We start from the raw sequence: 19,579 nt of genomic DNA, 5'->3' as shown, positions 1-19,579 counted from the left end.
GCCATGTCGATCATCTCGTCCATACCCGTCCTCAAGGGCCACGGCGGCACCGACCTGACCGTCTCCCCCGAGGGACTGCTCCTGCGGAGCCGTCACGATGAGCTCTCGATCCCCGGCGAGGCCGTGGCACGGGTGCGGGCCGAAGGGGGGTCCGTCGTCGTCGAGCTGCGGGTTCCCGCCGGGGCCGCATCGGCGGCCCACCGGATCGAGGGGGTGGACGCGTTCACCGCCACCGCCTTCGCCGACGGCGTGAACTCCCTGCTGATCGCGCCGGACGAGGAGATCGACGGCCGGACCCTCGTGGTCCTGAGGACCTTCAAGACGCGCTGGGAACGGTCGGCCATGCGCCGGATGAAGTGGGCGGCGCTGGGCTGCCTCGCGGTGATCGTCGTGCTGTCCGTGATCGGCGGGATGGCGGGAGGCGCCGTCTACCCGGTCGCGATCGTCCCGATCGGGGTCCTCACGGGCGCCTGCCTCGTGCTCGGCGGGCAGGAGCTGGTGGCGTGGGCCCACCGTCGGCGCGTGCGCAGGCACGGCGTGAAGGAGTTCGCCCGCCCGGCCAACCTGCCGGGGATGTACTTGTACGTCGACAGGGCCGGGATGGCCCGTACCGTGTCCAGCTTCGCCTCCGGGCCGTACGTCGAGGTCGCCTACGATCCGGAGGATCCGGCGGACGTCTTCACCGTGACGCCGGGATTGTGGCAGCGCCTCACGATCTGGCTGGGGTGGTTCCTCTTCCTCTGCGGGCTCGGCGGCGTGGCGGCGCTGGTCGCCGTGGTGACCGACGCCTTCGGATCTTAGCCACCCTTTGGGAAGTCATAAGTTCCCCTTATGAGGTCATAGACCGGGGGCGGGTACCACTCCGCGCAAAGCGTTATTTAGGGTGGCCTAAGTGTCGGCGGCCTCGCCGCCACGTCGCTTGCGAAGGGAAACCCCGTCATGCCCCGCCCCCTCCGGGTCGCGATCGTCGGCGCCGGCCCCGCCGGAATCTACGCCGCCGATGCGCTGCTGAAGTCCGACGCCGCCGCCGAGCCGGGTGTGTCGATCGACCTCTTCGAGCGGATGCCCGCGCCCTTCGGCCTGATCCGCTACGGCGTCGCCCCCGACCACCCGCGCATCAAGGGCATCATCACCGCCCTCCACCAGGTCCTCGACAAGCCGCAGGTCCGCCTCTTCGGCAACGTCGACTACGGCACCGACGTCCACCTCGACGACCTGCGCGCCTTCTACGACGCGGTGATCTTCTCGACCGGCGCCATGGCCGACCGCGAGCTGAAGATCCCCGGCGTCGAGCTGGACGGCTCGTACGGCGCCGCCGACTTCGCCTCCTGGTACGACGGCCACCCGGACGTGCCGCGCACCTGGCCCCTGAAGGCCGAGAAGGTCGCCGTCCTCGGCGTCGGCAACGTGGCGCTCGACATCGCCCGCATCCTCGCCAAGACGGCGGACGAGCTCCTCCCGACCGAGATCCCGGCGAACGTCTACGAGGGCCTCAAGGCCAACAAGGCCCTGGAGGTCCACGTCTTCGGCCGCCGCGGCCCGGCGCAGGCGAAGTTCAGCCCCATGGAGCTGCGCGAGCTCGACCACTCGCCGAACATCGAGGTCATCGTCAACCCCGAGGACATCGACTACGACGAGGGCTCGATCGCCGAGCGCCGCAAGAACAAGCAGACCGACATGGTCGCCAAGACGCTGGAGAACTGGGCGATCCGCGACATCGGCGACCGCCCGCACAAGCTCTTCCTCCACTTCTTCGAGTCCCCCGTCGAGATCCTCGGCGAGGACGGTCAGGTCGTCGGCCTGCGCACCGAGCGCACGGAGCTCGACGGCACGGGCAACGTCAAGGGCACCGGCGCCACCACCGACTGGGACGTCCAGGCCGTCTATCGCGCGGTCGGCTACCTCTCCGACGAGCTGCCCAAGCTCCCCTGGGACGCCGTCTCCGGCACCGTCCCGGACGAGGGCGGCCGCGTCATCGAGGAGACCGGCGCGCACATGGCCTCCACCTACTGCACCGGCTGGATCCGCCGTGGCCCCGTCGGCCTCATCGGCCACACCAAGGGCGACGCCAACGAGACCGTCGCGAACCTCCTCGACGACTTCGCCAACGGTCGCCTCCTCACCCCGGAGACCCCGGAGCAGGACGCGGTCGTGTCCTTCCTCGAGGGCAAGGGCATCACGTACACCACGTGGGAGGGGTGGTACGCGCTGGACGCGGCCGAGAAGGCGCTCGGTGCCGAGCAGGGGCGTGAGCGGGTGAAGATCGTGGAGCGCGAGGACATGCTCCGCGCGTCGGGTGTCGACCTGGGCTGAGGCCCTCCCCCTGGACCCGCACCTTCGCGTGCGGGTCCAGTCGCGTGCGGGGTCCCGACACGTGCGGGTCCCGCGTGTGCGGGTCCAGGCGCGGGAGCCTAGGCCCGGCTTAGGGCGCCGTCCCGTGTGCCCACCCGTCCCGCCCTGCGGGACGATTGCCCACACGGAAGTCCGGCGCCACCAGGCCCGACCCGTACGCGACGATCACCAGTTGGGCGCGGTCCCTTGCACCCACCTTTCCCATGATGCGGCTCACGTGGGTCTTCGCCGTCAGGGGGGAGAGGCCCAGGGTTTCCGCTATCTCCGTGTTGTTGAGGCCTCGGGCCACCAGGGTCAGGACCTGGCGTTCGCGGTCCGAGAGGCCTTCCGGGCCGCCCGTCACCGGAGTTCGCGGGCTCGCGAGGACCCTGGCTATCAGGCGGGACGTCGGGCCCGGGGAGAGCAGGGACTCCCCGCCCCCGGTCAGACCCGTACCGGCTCCGGCTCCGCCCCTGAGCCCGATGTTGACGCGGGCTTCGCGGCCAGCGGACCCGGCCACCACGCCTTCCGCCCGAGCAGGACGCTCGCACTGGTGACGAGGTAGGTGCGGACCAGGAAGGTGTCGAGCAGGACGCCGACCGCGATCACGAAGCCGAGCTCCGCCAGCGGCACCATCGGCATGTTGACGAGGACCGCGAACGTGGCGGCCAGGACGAGCCCCGCCGAGGCGATCACGCCGCCGGTCGTGCGCAGGGCGGTCAGGGCCGCGGCGGCCGGGGCGCTCCCGTTCAGGCACTCCTCGCGCATCCGGTGCATCAGGAAGATGCCGTAGTCGACGCCGAGGGCGACGAGGAAGACGAAGGAGAGCAGGGGCAGGCCCGGGTCGCTGCCCGCGTAGCCGAAGAGGGGTTCGAAGACGAGGGCACCGATGCCGAGGGCCGCGCCCCAGACGGCGACGACCGCGGCGATCAGGATCAGCGGCGCGACGAGGCTGCGCAGCAGCGCGACCAGCACGATCGTCACGACGAGGAGGACGAGCGGGACGACGATCCTCCGGTCGCGGGCCTCGGTGTCGGTCATGTCGAGCTGTTCGGCGCTGGGCCCGCCGACGTACACCCCTTCGCCGAGCGCGGAGCGCAGCTCCCGGATGGTCGCGGTCTCGCCGGCGGACTGCGGCGGGTGCGCGGCGACGACGGAGATCTCCGTCCAGCCGCCACCGCTGCGGCCGCGCTCGGCCCGCACGACTCCCCCGGTCGCCCGCGCGGTGTCCAGCGCGCGCGTGGCGGCGGCGGTCGGCGCCACGACGGTGAGGGGCTGGGTGCTCGTCTCCGGGTACGCGGCGGCCAGCGTCTTCATCGCGGCGACCGCTTCCGGGGTGGAGCTGAAGGAGTCCTCCTGCTTGATGTCTCCGGGCATGTTCAGCGCGCCGAGGGCGAGGGCGGCCGGGGCGGCGGATCCCGTGACGAGGACGGCGAGCGGGCGCCGGCCGGCCGAGGAGCCCATCGCGGCGAAGAGCGAACGGCGCGCGGCCTTCGGCTCGCTTCCGTACGCCGGGATCAGCGGCCAGAACACCCGTCGGCCGAGGACGACGAGCAGGGCGGGCAGCAGCGTCGTCATCGCGACGAGCGCGCACAGGACGCCGACGGCGGCCGTGGGCCCCATGCCCCGGCTGCTGTTCATGTCGGCGGCGAGCAGGCAGAACATGCCGAGGGCGACGGTCCCGGAGGAGGCGAGGACGGCGGGCCCGCAGCCGCGCAGGGCCGCGGCCATCGCGTCGTACGGACGGGGGGTCCGACGCAGCTCCTCGCGGTAGCGGGAGACGAGGAGCAGGGCGTAGTCGGTGCCCGCGCCGAAGACGAGGATCGTCATGACGCTCGTGCTCTGGCCGGAGACGCTGATGTCGAAGCCCTGGTGGAGGGCGTAGGTGACGGCCATCGAGAGGAAGTCGGCGACGCCGGCGACGACCAGCGGCACCAACCAGAGGAACGGGCTGCGGTAGATGACGATCAGGAGGATCGCGACGACGGCGACGGTCGTGTAGAGCAGCGGGCCGTCGAGGGAGTTGTAGACCTCGCTCGCGTCGGTGGCGAGGGCGCCGGGGCCGCCGACCTCGCCGCTCACGGTCTCGCGGACGTCGTGGACGAAGGCGTCCCTGGCCGTCTCGTCCGAACCGGGCTCGGTGCTCGACACGGCGTACGGGAGGGTGCTGCCGTCCTCGGAGGGGACGGGCCGCGGGGTCGAGAGGAGCGGGTGCGCGGCGGCGACCTCCCGCACCTCCCGGGCGGCGGTGGCCTTGTCGGCGGCGGTCAGTCCGCCCTCGCGGTGGTAGACGAGCACGAGGTCGGTGGAGTCCCCGCCGGGCAGCTGCTCGGTGATCTTCGCGACCTGCGTCGAGTCGGCGCTCGCCGGCAGGTAGTCGACGGCGCGGTTGCGCTGGACGTCGCCGAGCTTTCCGGCGAGGGGCGCGGCGAGGGCGATCACGATCACCCACAGGGCCAGCACCCCCCGGCCGACGATCCTCTTACGGCCCTCCATCACGGGCCTCCCTCCATCGGTCCTCTTGGGTTCGCTCCCAGACTCCCGTCGCCCGAAGGCGAATTCGTCGCGCTGACGAGGGAGGTGGCGGGTACTCCCGGGGGCGGTGAGCGGGGGTGATTACTCCCCGGGGAGTACGCGCGCGCGTACGGGAGGGGTGACGGGTGGGGAGCCACGGGAGCGGGTACGCGCGCGTGCGGGTGGGGTACGACGGCGGCCTCCCACCCTCGGCTTCCGACGGGCCCGGGGTCGCGCGCGCTCATAACCTGGAAGGACCCGGAGGAGGTGAGGGCCGTGTCCGCACCCGCGATCGACCGGCTCGGGCAGGCCCGGGACGCGGCGGCCCGGGAGGCCTGGTCCGAGGCGTACGAGCTGCTGCGCGCCCATGACGCGCACCCCTCACGGGCGCTGACCGCCGACGACCTGATGACGCTCGCCGACGCGGCCTGGTGGTCGGGCCACGTGGACGAGTCCGTGGCCGCGCGGCTGCGGGCCCACGCGGCGTACGTGGCGGGTGGCGACCACCGGGGTGCGGGGCTCGCCTCCTGGTGGCTGCACCACGAGTACGGGGGTCTCGGCCGGCCCGCGGCGGCCGCCGGCTGGCTGCACCGGGCGCACCACCATCTGGACGACCTGCCGCCCTGCCCGGAGCAGTGCTTCGTCGCATGGACGGACGCCGAGGAGGCCACCGCACGCGGTGACCGCACGTCCGCGCTCGCGGCGATCCGCCGCATGACCGGGCCGGCCGTCCGCTCCGGCAGCCCGGACGTCCTCGCGCTCAGCCGCCGGGCCGAGGCCTCGGTCCTGCTGGCCCAGGGCCGCCGTGCCGAGGGGTTCGCACAGCTCGACGAGGCGGTGCGGGCGGTGACGGCGGGCGAGCTGAGCGGCATGTTCACCGGCCTGCTGTACTGCCTGGCCATCGACCTGTGCATGCGGTCCGCGGACCTCGGCCGCGCGGTGGAGTGGACGAACGCGGCGATGGAATGGTGCTCCCCGCCCTGGACGGGCCGCCGGCCCGCCGAGACGCCGCCGCTGGGCGTCACGCCCTCCGGAGAGAACCCCTTCCGGGGTGTCTGCCGGGCCCACCGGGTCGCGGTCCTCGACCTCCTCGGGGCGTGGGCGCTCGCGGAGGCGGAGGCGCGGCAGGCGTGCCGGGAGGTGCCGGTGGACTGCCTGGAGTCGGCGGCCGCCGCGTACTACACGGCCGGGGACGTCCAGCGGCGCCAGGGCCGTCTGGAGGAGGCCGCCGCCTCGTACGCGCACGCGCACGAACTGGGCCGGATCCCGCAGCCGGGGCTCGCGCTGCTGCGCCTGGCGCAGGGGCGGGCCGAGGCGGCGGTGGCGGGCGTCGGTCTGGCGCTCGCCTGCGACCCCGGCCACGACCTCCTCGGCCGGGCCCGGCTGCTCGCCGCCCTTACCGAGGTGGCCCTCGCGGTCCGTGACGTGCCGGGGGCGGCGGGTGCGGCGGCGGAGCTGGAGGTACTGGCCGGGGACGTACCGCTGCTGCGGGCGATGGCGGACACGGCGCGGGGCGCGGTGGCCCTGGCCGAGTCCCGCCCGGAGCCCGCACGGCGTCTGCTGCGCCGGGCGCTCGGGGGGTGGCTGGGGCTGGGGGTGCCGTATGAGGCGGCGCGGGTACGGGTGCTTCTCGCGTCGGCCGACCGGACGTCGGCCCGTCGGGAGCTGGGGATGGCGCGGATGGTCTTCGAGCGGCTCGGGGCGGTGCCGGACGCCCGGCGTACGGCGGCTCTCCTCGGGCGCTAGGGGACTTACGGACCTACGAGACCGTCCGTGCCGAGGCCAGGAGCCTGACCGTGTCCTCCGGGGCCAGGGCGAGGGCGTTGCCGACCGTGCCCAGGACCTCCGTCTCGGACGGGGTGTACGCGCCGTCCGCGAGGGCGATGCGGGCGGCCTGGAGGAGGATCGACTCCCGCCCGGCGGGCGACAGGTGCGGGGTGAGCGGCTCCAGGGCCTCGTGGAGTTCGATCGAGAGGAGCGTCCCCTCGGGGTTCACCTCGGGCATGAAGCGCCCGGTGTCGGCCTCCAGTGCCTCGACGAGGTCGACGAGCTGGACGGCCGTGCACTCGGCGAAGCCGGCGGACCGGACAGCGGTGACGGCCCGGTCCAGGACCTCGCGGGAGTCGGTGCCGCCGGCGGCGAGGACGGCCAGGGCGACGGTGTGCACGGCGTCGCGCAGCATCGCGGAGAAGCGGCTCGTCGTCGGGTGGTCGAGCACCTCCGTACCGAAGTGCGTGTGACAGGCCGCGCACTCGACGACGGGGCCGGTACAGCCCCGGGGCAGGACGGGGACGCCCAGGACGGCGAACCTGCGGCGGCCGGTGCGGCGCCGGTAGTTCCGGTCGCCCCCGCACTCCTCGCAGAAGAACTCGCCGTCTCCGACGGTGTTCCAGGAGGTGCGGATTCCGCAGATGCCCACTTTCCCACCACGTGAATTCCGGGCAGACCGCACACGCACCTCCTCAACGGCCCGGCTGCACTGCCGGCGTTGGCGTGATGTTAGCCACATCCTCGATGTGGCGTCAGCACCCCGTCAGGACTTCGCCCCGGAGATGGCCGAGACACGTCACCGTGCCGGAAGGCCTCAGGAAGCGCGGCGGCGGCGCTTCGCGAAGGCCAGGAAGCCTCCGCCGACGGCGACGGCCGCCACGGCGGCGCCGATCGCTCCGGGACCGATGGCCGAACCGGTCGTCGCGAGATCACCCTCCGGGGTGGCGGAGGGAGTCGGGGTCACCGCACCGGGGGTGGTCTCGCCCGGGGCGGACGGGGACGCCGAGGTCGAAGGGGTCGAAGGGGTCTCCGGGGCGCCAGGCGTCGCGCCGCCCTGGCTCGGGGTGGGCTCGGGGGTGGCCGGCGCGGTGGGGACGGGGGTGTCGGTCGGCTCGGGCGTCCCGGGGGTGACGACCGGGCCGGGCGTCGTCCCTCCGGGGAGGCAGCCGGTGAAGTTCATCTGGTGGGTCTCGGCACCGGGGACGGTCGTCATGGATTCGGCGATCACGGAGCCGTTGACGTGGCCGGGGCCTATGCCCTTGCCGCCCATCTCGACCTTGGCGTTCGGGGCGAGGATCGTGCCCGGCCAGGAGGTGTAGTTCTTCTTCACGCTCTCGGCCTGCGGGAAGTTCCACAGCAGCCGGGAGCGGATCTGGCGGTACTCGTCGCGCGGGACGGCGTAGTCGTCGATGACGGGGGCGCCGCCGTCGAGGTTCTCGTAGTAGACGCCGTACGTGGCCGAGGTGCTCATGTCGTACGAGGTGCCGAGCACGTTCACGAGGGTCGAGGAGCCGACCGGGACGTCCAGGGTGATCGCGCGGACCTTCTCCAGGTCGGCGGCGTTCACGGCGAAGACGTTGAGCTTCTTGTCGGCGCCGGTGAGGAAGAGGCCGTCGCCGGCGGCGGCGACCGTGCCGTTGGGCTGCGTCGCGGCCCAGCCGGTGGAAAGGGTCCGCAGCCGCGCGAACTCCTTCGCGAAGTCGACCGGGGACGTGCCTTCCGCGACCTTGTTCCCGTCGACGCCGAAGCCCTGACCGGGCGTGGAGCGGTCGACGACCTTGCCCGCGACGCCGGTGCCGTTGTCGAGGACGACCTGGTTCGCGTACAGCGTGCCGCCGACGACGAGGCTGTGGCCGCCGGGCAGCTTCGCGAGGTCGGCGCCGGTGAGCTTGTGGCCGACGGAGAAGCCGGAGGGCTGCTTCGGGTCGCCGAACGTCGCGTCGCCGCCGACCGCGACCGCGCCTTCGGAGTCCGAGTGGCGGACGGAGTCCTTCTCGACGAACTCGGCGTACAGACCGGCCGTGCCGAGCGGCTGCGACGCGCACTCCGTGGTGGTGGCGGAGGCGGTGGGGGCCCAGCCGAGGGCGGCACCGGTCACCGCGAGAACGGCGGCCACGGCGGCGGACGTGCGCATGCGAGCTCCAGGTCGGGAGTGCGGGGAGGGAGTGTCCGAGTGGACGAGCCGACCTTCCGCCAGACGCTGATGTGGCGTCAACTCACCCCATATGCCGCCGATTCCGGCATGCCTGAGCAATCTTCCTTAAGCGAACCTGAAACCGTGACACAGGTCACAAAAGCGAGCCGCCCCGCACCCCTTCTCGGGGTGCGGGGCGGCTCGTGGACCGGGACCGGGGGTCAGCGCGCGGAGCGGTTGACCGCCGAGATGACCGCCTTCAGGGAGGCGCGGGTCGTGTTGGCGTCGATGCCGATGCCCCACAGGACCTTGCCGTCGATGGCGCACTCGATGTACGAGGCGGCCTGCGCGGAGGCGCCCTCGCTCATGGTGTGCTCCTGGTAGTCCAGCAGGCGGGCGTCGACGCCGATGGCCTGCAGCGCGGCGAAGAACGCGGAGATCGGACCGTTGCCGGAGCCCGTCAGGACGGTGTCGACGCCGTCGACGACCGCCTCGACGGTCAGCGTGTCCGTGCCGTCGGTGTCGGAGGTCGACTGGCCGGAGCGCAGCTGGATGCGCCCCCAGGCGTTGTCCGGGTTGGGCAGGTACTCGTCCTGGAAGACGGCCCAGATCGCGGCCGGCGTGACCTCGCCGCCCTCGGTGTCGGTCTTCTGCTGGATGATCTTCGAGAACTCGATCTGCATCCGGCGCGGCAGGTCCAGCTTGTGGTCGTTCTTCAGGACGTACGCGATGCCGCCCTTTCCGGACTGCGAGTTGACCCGGATGACGGCCTCGTAGGAGCGGCCGACGTCCTTCGGGTCGATCGGCAGGTACGGGACGGCCCACTCGATCTCGTCGACGGTCTTGCCCTGGGCGGCCGCGTCGGCCTCCATGGCGTCGAAGCCCTTCTTGATGGCGTCCTGGTGGGAGCCGGAGAAGGCGGTGTAGACCAGGTCGCCCGCGTAGGGGTGGCGCGGGTGGACCTCCATCTGGTTGCAGTACTCGGAGGTACGGCGGATCTCGTCGATCTGGGAGAAGTCGATCTGCGGGTCGACGCCCTGCGAGAACAGGTTCATGCCCAGCGTCACCAGGTCGACGTTGCCGGTCCGCTCGCCCTGGCCGAACAGGCAGCCCTCGATGCGGTCGGCGCCGGCCATGATCGCCAGCTCGGCGGCCGCCACGGCGGTGCCGCGGTCGTTGTGCGGGTGGACGGAGACGCAGATGTGCTCGCGGCGGGTCAGGTTCCGGGACATCCACTCGAAGCGGTCCGCGTGCGTGGACGGCGTCGAACGCTCCACGGTGGCGGGCAGGTTGAGGATGATCTCGCGGCCCGGGCCCGGCTGCCAGACGTCGCAGACCGCCTCGCAGACCTCCAGGGCGAAGTCCAGCTCGGTGTCGGTGAAGATCTCGGGGCTGTACTGGTAGCCGAAGACCGTCTCCGGGCCCAGCAGCTTCTCCGCGTACTCCATCACCAGGCGCGTGCCGTCCACGGCGATCTGCTTGATCTGCTCCTTCGAGCCGCGGAAGACGACCCGGCGGAAGGTGGGCGCGGTGGCGTTGTACAGGTGGACGGTGGCGCGCTTGGCGCCCTTCAGGGACTCCACGGTCCGCTCGATCAGGTCCTCGCGGGCCTGGGTCAGGACGGAGATGGTGACGTCGTCCGGGATCGCGCCCTCTTCGATGATGGAGCGCACGAACGCGAAGTCGGTCTCGCCGGAGGACGGGAAGCCGACCTCGATCTCCTTGTAGCCCATGCGTACGAGCAGGTCGAACATCTCGCGCTTGCGGGCCGGGGACATCGGGTCGATCAGGGCCTGGTTGCCGTCGCGCAGGTCGGTGGACAGCCAGCGGGGCGCCTTGGTGATGCGCTTCTCGGGCCAGGTCCGGTCGGGGATGACCACGGCCTCGTACTGGCCGTACTTGTGGATCGGCATCCCGGACGGCTGCTGCGTGTGGGTCGCGTTGGTGATGGGCGTCGGGCGGCTGACGAAAGGCGACTGAGACATGTGCGTAGGGCTCCTCGGGTCCTGCGGGAGGGACGGCCGACTGTCGAACGCAACACCAAAACCCGCGGGGAGGGGGTCGGCCTACGACTACAGGCCCTCGCCGCGGCAGCTAAGGAGAAGCAGCCCGAAACGCATGATGTGCGTCACCATAGCCCAGGTCCGCGGAAGGCGGACGTCCTGTTTCAGTATGCGGGACGGCCGCCGCGTCAAGGTCGAAAGGTGACCCATCACTCCATTTCGCCAATCCTCGCCCCAACCCGTGACAGTTTCATCACGCAGTGCCACATTCGAGGGATGAATCAGCACTCGTCTGCCTTCTGCACGATCGTCCCGCCGCACATCCTGGAGCGGCTCTCCGCGTCCGACGACCCGGCGATCGCCGAGGCCGCCCGGCGCACCCTCCTGGTGGACACGGCGCAGCGCGCGGCACGTACGCAGGGGCCCGCCGCCCCCGCGGACGCCGAGCCCTCCGACACGCCGAGGCGCACCATCTACGACGCCGGGCACGGCACCGAGCTGCCGGGCGTCCTGGTGCGCAAGGAGGGGGACGCGGCGGTGAAGGACGCCACCGTCAACCGCGCCCACGCCGGGCTCGGCGCGACCTTCGACCTCTTCGCGAAGGCCTACGGCCACCGCTCGATCGACGGCGCCGGCATGCCGCTCCTCGCGAGCGTCCACTTCGACGAGAAGTACGACAACGCGTTCTGGAACGGCGAGCAGATGGTGTTCGGCGACGGCGACGGCGAGCTGTTCCTCGACTTCACGATCCCCGTCGACGTCATCGGCCACGAGCTCGCGCACGGCTTCACCCAGCACTCCGCGAACCTCGCCTACTTCGGCCAGTCCGGGGCGCTCAACGAGTCGGTGTCCGACGTCTTCGGCTCGCTCGTGAAGCAGTACGCGCTGGGCCAGTCGGCCGCTCAGGCCGACTGGCTGATCGGCGCCGGTCTCCTCGGTCCCGCCATCGACAACGGGGTCGCGCTGCGCTCCATGAAGGAGCCCGGCACGGCCTACGACGACGACGTCCTCGGCAAGGACCCGCAGCCGGCGACCATGGACGACTACGTGCGCACCAGCTCCGACAACGGCGGTGTGCACATCAACTCCGGCATCCCCAACCACGCCTTCTACCTGCTTGCCACCGAGCTCGGCGGGAACGCCTGGGAGCGGGCGGGGCAGATCTGGTACGACGTGATGACCGGCGGCACGCTGACCGAGGAGGCCCGCTTCTCCGAGTTCGCACGGGCCACCGTCGCGGCGGCGAAGGCGCGGTACGGCGACGGGGAGGAGATCCAGGCCGTCCTCAAGGCGTGGACGGCGGTGGGGGTGCCCGCCGAGTGACCGGCTGGTAGACAGGGGCCCATGCGGATTCGAGTGCGGCGCACGGGTGGTTTCGCGGGCATCGAGCGGTCGGCGGAGGTGGTGGTCTCGGACCCCGAGTGGGAGTCCCTGGCCGCCACCGTCCTCGCGGAGGGCGACGGCGACGTCAAGGGCGTGCCGGACGGCTTCTCGTACGAGATCACCGTCGACGGCCGCACGCTCCGCTGCGGCGACCCCCACCTCACGGACGCCCAGAGGACCCTCGTCACGAGGGTCCTCGAGGAAGGCGCGTAGGCCCTAGCGGACGCGGCGCCAGAACCTGCTCTGCTTCGGCGGCCGGACCTCCAGGGACCAGTCGCCCTCGGCGCTCCTGACCTGTACGAGCAGGGGCCCCTCGGGCAGCGGCCGGGCGTCCCTGGGGATCCTGCTCGCCACGTTGGCGAGGAGGTGATCGCGGCCGTCCGGCTCATCGCCCTGCACGTGGAAGTACGCGTGGCCGAACCCGGTGCGGAGCCGGGAGGAGAGCTGGGCGGCAGGGCCCGTGTACAGCAGCACGTCGGCACCCCGTCCCCGGGCGTCGCGGCCGAGCTCCTCCACGGTGCTCACCGGACGGACGGCGATCGTCCACTCGCTGCCGTAGGCGTTCACGCGCAGGCGCAGCGGGTTCCGGCCGTCGTGCCGCAGCAGCCCACGGCCCTCGTGGTCCTCCAGGGTCGTGTTCGCGAGCAGGACGGCGCATTCGTCCTTCTCGTCGAGGCTGTCCACTCCGAAGTAGCCGTCGCCCTTCCGGGTGGAGTCGACCAGGACGTAGCCGGCCGGGATCGGCACGTCGACGGTGATGGTCGTGGTGCCCTTGCCGCTGCGGACGAACTCCGGGAAGTCCTCGCCGAAGAGCTCGATGTCCGACCGCGGGCCGACCCGGCCGGGGCCCTGTGCGGGGATCCGTACCGGAGCCCGCGCCGGAGCGGCGGCCTCGGCCTCCCGGACCTTGGCCAGGAGCTCCTCGGGGATGGCCTCCGGCAGGGCGTCGGCGGGGGTGGGCTCGTCGGCCGGGACGTGCTCGTCCTCGGGGACGGGCTCCGGGTCCTTGCCCACGATGCCGAAGTCCTCGGCGAGGCCGACCAGCCCGGAGTCGTACCCCTGGCCCACCGCGCGGAACTTCCACGCCCCGTCGCGCCGGTAGAACTCGCCGAGGACGAACGCCGTCTCGGTGCTCGCGTCGTCGACCTCGTACAGCGCCAGCTGCTCGCCCGTGGCGGCGCTGATCGTCCGTATGTGGAGCCCCGGCACCTGGCCGAACGTCCCGTCGTCGCTGGACGCGGTGATCACGATGCGCTGGACCGCGGGCTCCACGCGCTCGGTGTCGATCTCCAGCCAGTCGGCGACCCGCTGCTCCTCGTCCCGCACCTGCCCGAGCAGGCGCACCGCGCCGGACGCGTGCGCGGGCTGGTTGTAGAAGACCAGGTCGCCGTCGCCCCGGACCCGGCCCGAGGCGTCGAGCAGCAGCGCCGAGGCGTCGGCCTCCGGCACCCCGTCGCCGGCGGCCCGCCGGACGACCGCGACCCGCCACACCTGCCCGGGGACCGGCAGGTTTCCCCCCTTGACGATCTCTGTCACGGCGCCATGCTGACACGCACCCGAGGGACCTGCCTAGAACACCGGGACTAGAAGCCGAGCTTGCGGAGCTGCTTCGGGTCCCGCTGCCAGTCCTTCGCGACCTTCACGTGGAGGTCGAGGAAGACCGGGGTGCCGAGGAGCGCCTCGATGTGCTTGCGGGACTTCATGCCGACCTCCTTGAGGCGGCTGCCCTTGGGGCCGATGATGATGCCCTTCTGGCTGGGGCGCTCGATGTACACGTTCGCGTGGATGTCGAGCAGCGGCCGGTCCGCCGGGCGGTTCTCCCGCGGGATCATCTCCTCGACGACCACCGCGATCGAGTGCGGCAGCTCGTCCCGTACGCCTTCGAGCGCGGCCTCGCGGATCAGCTCCGCGACCATGACCTGCTCCGGCTCGTCCGTGAGGTCGCCCTCCGGGTAGAGCGGCGGGGACTCCGGCAGGAGCGGGATGAGCAGGTCGGCGACGAGCTGGACCTGCTTGTCGCCGACGGCCGAGACGGGGACGATCTGCGCCCACTCGATGCCCAGCTCACGACCGAGCTGGTCGATGGCGATGAGCTGCTCGGCGAGGGTCTTGGAGTCCACCAGGTCGGTCTTGGTGACGATCGCGACCTTGGGGGTCTTCTTGATCTCGGCGAGCTCCTTGGCGATGAACCGGTCGCCGGGGCCGAGCTTCTGGTCGGCGGGCAGGCAGAAGCCGATGACGTCGACCTCGGCCCAGGTGGTGCGCACGACGTCGTTGAGCCGCTCGCCGAGGAGGGTGCGCGGCTTGTGGAGGCCTGGGGTGTCGACCAGGATCAGCTGCGCGTCCGGGCGGTGCACGATGCCGCGGACGGTGTGCCGGGTGGTCTGCGGCCGGTTCGAGGTGATGGCCACCTTCTGGCCGACCAGAGCGTTCGTGAGGGTGGACTTGCCCGCGTTGGGGCGGCCGACGAAGCAGGCGAAGCCGGCCCGGTGGACGGCTTCGGTTTCTTGGTTGCGAGCGCTCATGGGGGCCATTGTCCCCGATGAGCGCCCGCGTCACGCACTCAGTGCCCGGCGGCGCCGTATCCGCAGGCCGAAGAGCCCGGCCGCGCCGCCCACGACGAGGACCGAGGCGACGAGCCAGGGCAGGGCCAGGAAGGACACGGTGCCGGTCTCCTTCACGTCCTTCGCGGTGGCGGTGAGGGTGATGTCACCCCAGTCGAACTGCGGGGAGCCGCTCCAGCGCTCGGTGAGCCGGATCTTCTGCCGGGGCAGCAGCTCGGCGGGGACCCTGGCCAGGTCGCGGTCGAGGAGGGTGCGGCCGAAGAGGCCCTGGGCCTTCAGGACGACCTTGGGGTTGAGGGTGACGTTGCCCCGGTTGTGCAGGGTGTACGAGACGAGGGCGCTGCTCGTGCGGGTGCCGGGGACGAGCGGCCGGTCCTGGTCGAGGGCGACGTCCTCGACGGCGAGGGCGGGGACGGTGGGCCCGTTGACCCGGAGGTAGACGCGGGCGCCGACCGCGCGCTGGACGCCGACGGCGACGGAGCCCTTGCCGCCCGGGGCGATCCGCTCGTCGAGGGCGACGAGCGCCCCGGGGTGGTCGCCGGGGTCGGCATCGGCGGGGACGGTCAGGGTGAAGGGGACGGTGACGGCGGAGCGGGCGGGGACGGTGATCCGGGTCCGCTCGGGCTTGATCCAGGCGCCGGCCCCGGTCTGCTTCTCCCGCTGGGTGCGGACGGCGAAGCCGCCGTCCCGGTCGGTGTTGTAGGCGTCGGCGCCGTACAGCCGGAAGGTGAGCGGGGCGGCGGTCTTGTTGGCGACGGTGACGCGGTCGGTGAGCGTCGTGTTGGGGTCGGCGGAGAGGTAGAAGTACGGGCGGCCGCCGAGCCGGGAGGCGGCCGGGTAGACGGCCCACTCGCCGTTCTCGGCGGCCTGGGCGCCCGGCGCGAGGCCGAGCAGCACGAGGAGCGTGCTCAGGAGGAGGACGTACGGCTTCGTGCGCACGGGTGCGGAACCCCCCGGGGTGCGGATCGGAGACGGGTGCGGGTTGGTGACGGGTGACGGATCGGACCCGGGCTCGGATCGGGCTCGGGCTCGGATCGGGCTCGGGCTCGGATCGGGCTCGGGCTCGGATCGGGCTCGGGCTCGGATCGGGCTCGGATGCCGATCGGAGCGGGCCGGCCGGGTGCGCGCCCGGCCCGCGGGACGGTCAGGACAGGGTCAGCGTGAGCACGCCCGCGTACGAGCCGGGCGCGGTGAACGCCGGGACGTCGAGGGAGAGGCCCGCGTCGACGGTGAACTCACCGCCCGTGAGGGTGCCGTTCGGCGTGGAGGCGAGGGTCGCGCCGCCGCTGCCGACGGGTCCCGCCGAGCCGGCCGCACAGGCGCTGGGGCTGCCGGCCTTGGCGGTGCAGGCGGGGGTCCAGCTGAGGTTCCCGGCGCCGATGGAGCCGCCGGGGCCGGTGAAGTCGGTGACCTTGCCCGTCAGGGACCAGCCGGCGGGGCCGCCGCGGAAGTCCTTGACGGTCACCGTCTGCAGGGCGCCGGTGGCCGCGCCGCCCGCGCCGAAGTCGACGGAGGACAGCTGGACGGCGTCGCCGGCCTGGGTCATCGACAGCTCACCCGCGTTGACGGCCGCGGTGATCGTCTGACTGTTCGGCGGCGCCGGGACGATGACCTTGTACGCGGCGGGACCCGCCCCCTTCTCGGCGTCCCAGGCCGTGCCCTCGTACGCCACGATCCCGGTGGTCGCCGGGTCGTTGACCTTCAGGCGCGCCGCGAAGCCGCCCTCGCTGTCGGTCGTGACGGTCATCCGGTCGGCGGTCTCCGCCGCTCCCGCGCGGCCGACGACGGTCACCTCGGTGAGCGGGGTGAACTTGGAGCCGGTGACGGTCACCCGGACACCGGGGTCCCCGGAGGCGTTGTCGAGCTGGAGCGCGCGGAGGTTGGGGCTGGTCACGGGGCTCGCGACGACCGTCTCGGAGACCGGGGCGGGCGGGTTGAGCACCGTACAGGGGGTGTCCAGCTCCATGAGGTAGCTGGTGTGGATGTTGTAGTCACCGGGCGAGAGGGTGATCGAGCCGGCCTCGGTGGCGGTGAAGGTGCCCGTCATGGAGAAGGCCGGGAAGGAGCCCTTGCCGGGGACCGGCGGGTTCTTCTTGGGGCCGGTGACGGTGACCGTGCCGCTCTGGGCGCCGCCGAGGACCACCTTGCCGGTGGGCGTCATGATGTCGGCCGGAAGCGCGAGGTCGACGGGGTTGGACGCGGCGGGCTTGGTGATCGTGTAGGTCACGGTGACGGTCTCGCCGACCTTGGGGCTCGGCTTGTCGACCGTGATCTGGGCGGTGGTCGCGCCCTCGATCGGCGGGATCTGGGCGATCGGCGGCGGGACGCAGCGGGTCTGGAAGTCCACCGCCTGCGAGGTGGTCGCCGCGCCGGCCGGAGCCGCGAGCGCGCCTCCGCCGGCGACCGCGAGGGCGGCGACGCCGAGGACGGCGGTCCAGCGCCGTCTTCGGGACGCCGCCCGGGATCGGGTGAGTGCCATGGGTATGCCCCCTCCTGAGGGATGAGTGGGCGCCATTGACGGCCGCGGGCGGAGAGAAGTCAATGGAATCGAAACACATCGACTGATGACCCATCAGATACTGTCAAGATCGGCACATGAGGGGCATTCCCCCAGGTCGCGCCCCCTGGGCCACGACGAAGACCGGTGCCGCCCAGGGCGACACCGGTCCGGGTGATGCGGGCTCAGCTGAAGACGAACGGACCCGGCGACTGCGAGGTCACCGCGTCACAGTTCACCGTGACCCCGAAGATCACCATCTTGAGGGCGACCCCCGCGAAGTACGAGTTGAGGCTGTCGCCCGAGGCCACGGTCCCGCTCAGCGGGCCGATCTTGACGGACTGCCCGGCGGCCAGCGCCGGGTTCTTCTTCCCGGTGAAGACCCGGGTGCCACCGCCCCCCTTGGCCATCGTCAGGGTGGAGCTGATCGTGTCGGCGCCGACCGCGACCGGCGTCGTGATGGCCGACGTGAGCGTGATGGTCGCGGCGGTGCCGCTCTGCGTGGCCGCGAGGTTGGCGGTGCCGCTGCCCCACGTACCGCAGTCGTACGTCGCCGTCGCCGAGCCCGGCGACACGGCGCCGGCCGTCGGGGCGAAGGCGAGTCCGGCGGCGGCGAGCGCCCCCGTGAGTACCGCGACGGCTCCTAAGGTGCTTCTGCTTCTCATGGCGAGTTCGAACCCCTTCCGATACCGAACGCAGGGGTGCGGACACTGCGTGGATGATGGAGATCTGACGGTCCGTCGGACGAACCGCTGTCATTGACGCGCAGACCGCCGGGGAAGGCAAGAGAAGGTGCGGTGATCCTTCACAAACACACAAAGCGGCGGGGGCCCGGCGTGCCGCCGGACCCCCGCTGTCCTGATCCCGTCGCTCAGCCCGCGGTGACGGCCACGCGCAGCTGCCCGTCCGGACCGGCGAGCAGCACCGGGGTCTCCGGGCCGCCGAGGTCCCGTACCGCCGCGCGGTCGTCGGCGGAGGCGGCCTCGGCGTTCGACACCACGGCCGCCGCCTCCAGGGACTGGGCACCGCTGGCCACGGCCATCGCGACCGCGGTCTGCAGCGCGCTCAGCTTGAGCGACTCCAGCTCCACGGTGCCGGCCACATAGGTGCGGCCCGTCTCGTCGCGTACGGCCGCGCCCTCGGGCACGCCGTTGCGGGCGCGGGCGCTCCGCGCAAGGGTGATGATCTTGAGGTCCTCGGCGCCGAGGTCGCCGTGCTCGCTGCTGAGTGTCATGAGCCGAGCATAGGTCGAGGCCGGGGCCGGGCCGGTGCGGGTCTCAGCCCGTGATCGATCCCGGTCTCAGCCCGCGACCAGGTGCACCGGCTCGACCGGCTCAGGTCTCAGCCCGTGACCAAGAGCATGACCTCAGGTCCCGGCCCCCACCGCGCACCTCGCCTCCGGCCTCAGCCCGCCACCGGGTACATCGCCCCGCGCCGCCCCTCCGGCGACACCAGCCACTCCAGCTTCTCGGCCGTGTCCGCCTCCGGGAGCGGGGTGTGCATCACGATGACCAGGTCCGGGCGGGCCGGGACCCTCAGCTGGGTGGCCTCGACGACCAGCGTGCCGACCAGCGGGTGCTCCATCTCCTTGCGGTTCTGGCCGCCGGGCAGGATGTCCCGCCGCTCCCACAGCTCCGCGAACTCCGGGCTGACCTCCTTGGCCTCCTCGACCACCGCCCGGAAGCCCTCGTCGTCCGGGCACTCGGAGCACGCCGAGCGGAACTGCGCGACGATCTTCGGCGCCAGCTCCTCCCAGCGCGTCGACCGCGCGCGGTACAGCGGGTCCGTGAAGAACGCGATCAGGCAGTTCTGGACGATCTCCTGGCGCATCCCGAGCACGATCGCCGCCGCGTCGTTCCACATCACGGTGTTCCAGTACTGGTCCATGATGTGCGCCGGGAACGGCATCCACGCGTCGATGAGCCGCCGCAGCCCGTGGCACATGTCCCGGTCCTCCGGGGCCGCCTCCAGGGCCGGCGGGTTCAGCGCCGCCAGGACGTACAGATGGCGCCGCTCGGCGGGGCTCAGCCGCAGCACCCGCGCGACCGAGTCGAGGACCTGCGGGGAGACCGTGATGTCCCGGCCCTGCTCCAGCCACTGGTACCAGGAGACGCCGACGCCCGCGAGGACCGCGACCTCCTCCCGGCGCAGGCCCGGGGTGCGGCGGCGGGCGCCGCCGTCCGGCAGTCCCGCCTCGGCCGGGCTGACCCGGGCCCGACGGCTCATCAGGAACTCGCGCAGTTCCCCGAGTCGGTGCTGCTTCGCGCTGGTGCTCTCGAGAGCGACGGCCACGTGTGCTTCCTCCCCCTGGACGCAATGCGGTGCCTGGTGGTGCGACCAACAGGATAAGTTCCCGCTCCCCGGCGTTGTACCCGCACGCCGA

16 protein-coding genes and 1 pseudogene are annotated in these 19,579 nt (G+C 72.3%); 5 read left to right on the top strand and 12 right to left on the bottom strand.

All coding sequences use genetic code 11. The features are described from left to right. Positions 1 to 3: 3 nt before the first annotated feature. Both ACFYX3_RS13205 and ACFYX3_RS13200 read left to right on the top strand, forming a co-directional pair. The gene (locus ACFYX3_RS13205; RefSeq protein WP_389012023.1) at positions 4 to 801 is read left to right on the top strand and encodes a hypothetical protein; all 798 of its coding nucleotides are present in this window, start codon (positions 4 to 6) and stop codon (positions 799 to 801) included. 138 nt (positions 802 to 939) lie between these two features. Further along, positions 940 to 2,313 carry an FAD-dependent oxidoreductase gene (locus ACFYX3_RS13200; protein WP_376590425.1) on the top strand — a complete coding sequence of 458 codons (1,374 nt, stop codon included), beginning with the start codon at positions 940 to 942 and terminating at the stop codon, positions 2,311 to 2,313. A 109-nt stretch (positions 2,314 to 2,422) separates the two neighbouring features. Here the strand turns inward: ACFYX3_RS13200 and ACFYX3_RS13195 are convergent. Further along, a pseudogene (locus ACFYX3_RS13195) lies at positions 2,423 to 2,767 on the bottom strand (response regulator transcription factor); the annotation flags it as partial. Positions 2,768 to 2,775: 8 nt separating this feature from the next. Continuing rightward, complete coding sequence (locus ACFYX3_RS13190) at positions 2,776 to 4,827, bottom strand: MMPL family transporter (RefSeq protein WP_389012019.1); 2,052 nt, start codon at positions 4,825 to 4,827, stop codon at positions 2,776 to 2,778. A 294-nt stretch (positions 4,828 to 5,121) separates the two neighbouring features. Between ACFYX3_RS13190 and ACFYX3_RS13185 the strand changes: the two genes are divergently transcribed. Further along, positions 5,122 to 6,591: a LuxR family transcriptional regulator gene (locus tag ACFYX3_RS13185; RefSeq protein ID WP_389012016.1), complete on the top strand. Its 1,470-nt coding sequence runs from the start codon at positions 5,122 to 5,124 to the stop codon at positions 6,589 to 6,591. Between the two features lie 13 nt (positions 6,592 to 6,604). Here the strand turns inward: ACFYX3_RS13185 and ACFYX3_RS13180 are convergent, their stop codons facing one another. The 3 genes from ACFYX3_RS13180 to leuA form a co-directional block, all read right to left on the bottom strand. After that, positions 6,605 to 7,297: a TerB family tellurite resistance protein gene (locus ACFYX3_RS13180; RefSeq protein ID WP_389012013.1), complete on the bottom strand. Its 693-nt coding sequence runs from the start codon at positions 7,295 to 7,297 to the stop codon at positions 6,605 to 6,607. Between the two features lie 132 nt (positions 7,298 to 7,429). Then, a complete protein-coding gene (locus tag ACFYX3_RS13175; RefSeq protein ID WP_389012009.1) occupies positions 7,430 to 8,749 on the bottom strand; it encodes a choice-of-anchor A family protein in 1,320 nt (439 codons plus the stop codon). Positions 8,750 to 8,970: 221 nt separating this feature from the next. Then, complete coding sequence (gene leuA, locus ACFYX3_RS13170; protein WP_389012006.1) at positions 8,971 to 10,734, bottom strand: 2-isopropylmalate synthase; 1,764 nt, start codon at positions 10,732 to 10,734, stop codon at positions 8,971 to 8,973. A 294-nt stretch (positions 10,735 to 11,028) separates the two neighbouring features. Between leuA and ACFYX3_RS13165 the strand changes: the two genes are divergently transcribed. Together ACFYX3_RS13165 and ACFYX3_RS13160 are read left to right on the top strand one after the other, a co-directional pair. Beyond that, positions 11,029 to 12,075, top strand: a complete 1,047-nt coding sequence (locus ACFYX3_RS13165; RefSeq protein WP_389012003.1) for a M4 family metallopeptidase — start codon at positions 11,029 to 11,031, stop codon at positions 12,073 to 12,075. A 21-nt stretch (positions 12,076 to 12,096) separates the two neighbouring features. Beyond that, positions 12,097 to 12,348, top strand: coding sequence for a protealysin inhibitor emfourin (locus tag ACFYX3_RS13160; protein ID WP_389011999.1), 252 nt, complete (start codon positions 12,097 to 12,099; stop codon positions 12,346 to 12,348). A gap of 3 nt (positions 12,349 to 12,351) precedes the next feature. On the opposite strand, the gene ACFYX3_RS13155 is transcribed toward ACFYX3_RS13160, so the two are convergent. From ACFYX3_RS13155 to ACFYX3_RS13125, 7 genes are all read right to left on the bottom strand, one after another. Continuing rightward, on the bottom strand, positions 12,352 to 13,671 hold the full coding sequence (locus tag ACFYX3_RS13155; protein ID WP_389011996.1) for a TerD family protein: 1,320 nt from the start codon (positions 13,669 to 13,671) through the stop codon (positions 12,352 to 12,354). A gap of 47 nt (positions 13,672 to 13,718) precedes the next feature. Then, entirely contained in the window at positions 13,719 to 14,669 is a 951-nt protein-coding gene (gene era, locus ACFYX3_RS13150) for a GTPase Era (RefSeq protein WP_123452163.1), read from the bottom strand. A gap of 21 nt (positions 14,670 to 14,690) precedes the next feature. Then, a complete protein-coding gene (locus tag ACFYX3_RS13145) occupies positions 14,691 to 15,638 on the bottom strand; it encodes a WxL protein peptidoglycan domain-containing protein (protein WP_389011992.1) in 948 nt (315 codons plus the stop codon). 205 nt (positions 15,639 to 15,843) lie between these two features. Then, positions 15,844 to 17,178 (bottom strand): beta-xylosidase, encoded by a 1,335-nt coding sequence (locus ACFYX3_RS13140; protein ID WP_382661316.1) that lies wholly within the window; start codon positions 17,176 to 17,178, stop codon positions 15,844 to 15,846. 203 nt (positions 17,179 to 17,381) lie between these two features. After that, positions 17,382 to 17,861, bottom strand: a complete 480-nt coding sequence (locus ACFYX3_RS13135) for a hypothetical protein (protein WP_389011988.1) — start codon at positions 17,859 to 17,861, stop codon at positions 17,382 to 17,384. Positions 17,862 to 18,067: 206 nt separating this feature from the next. After that, positions 18,068 to 18,430 (bottom strand): cytidine deaminase, encoded by a 363-nt coding sequence (locus ACFYX3_RS13130; RefSeq protein WP_116161070.1) that lies wholly within the window; start codon positions 18,428 to 18,430, stop codon positions 18,068 to 18,070. 170 nt (positions 18,431 to 18,600) lie between these two features. Continuing rightward, complete coding sequence (locus ACFYX3_RS13125) at positions 18,601 to 19,422, bottom strand: helix-turn-helix transcriptional regulator (protein WP_376590538.1); 822 nt, start codon at positions 19,420 to 19,422, stop codon at positions 18,601 to 18,603. Positions 19,423 to 19,579 lie beyond the last annotated feature (157 nt).

This window comes from Streptomyces sp. NPDC002463, from assembly GCF_042889835.1.
Taxonomy (GTDB): Bacteria; Actinomycetota; Actinomycetes; order Streptomycetales; family Streptomycetaceae; genus Streptomyces; species Streptomyces nymphaeiformis.
The sequence above is the reverse complement of the archived record's forward strand: the minus strand, read 5'-3'. Positions and strand labels throughout refer to the sequence as shown.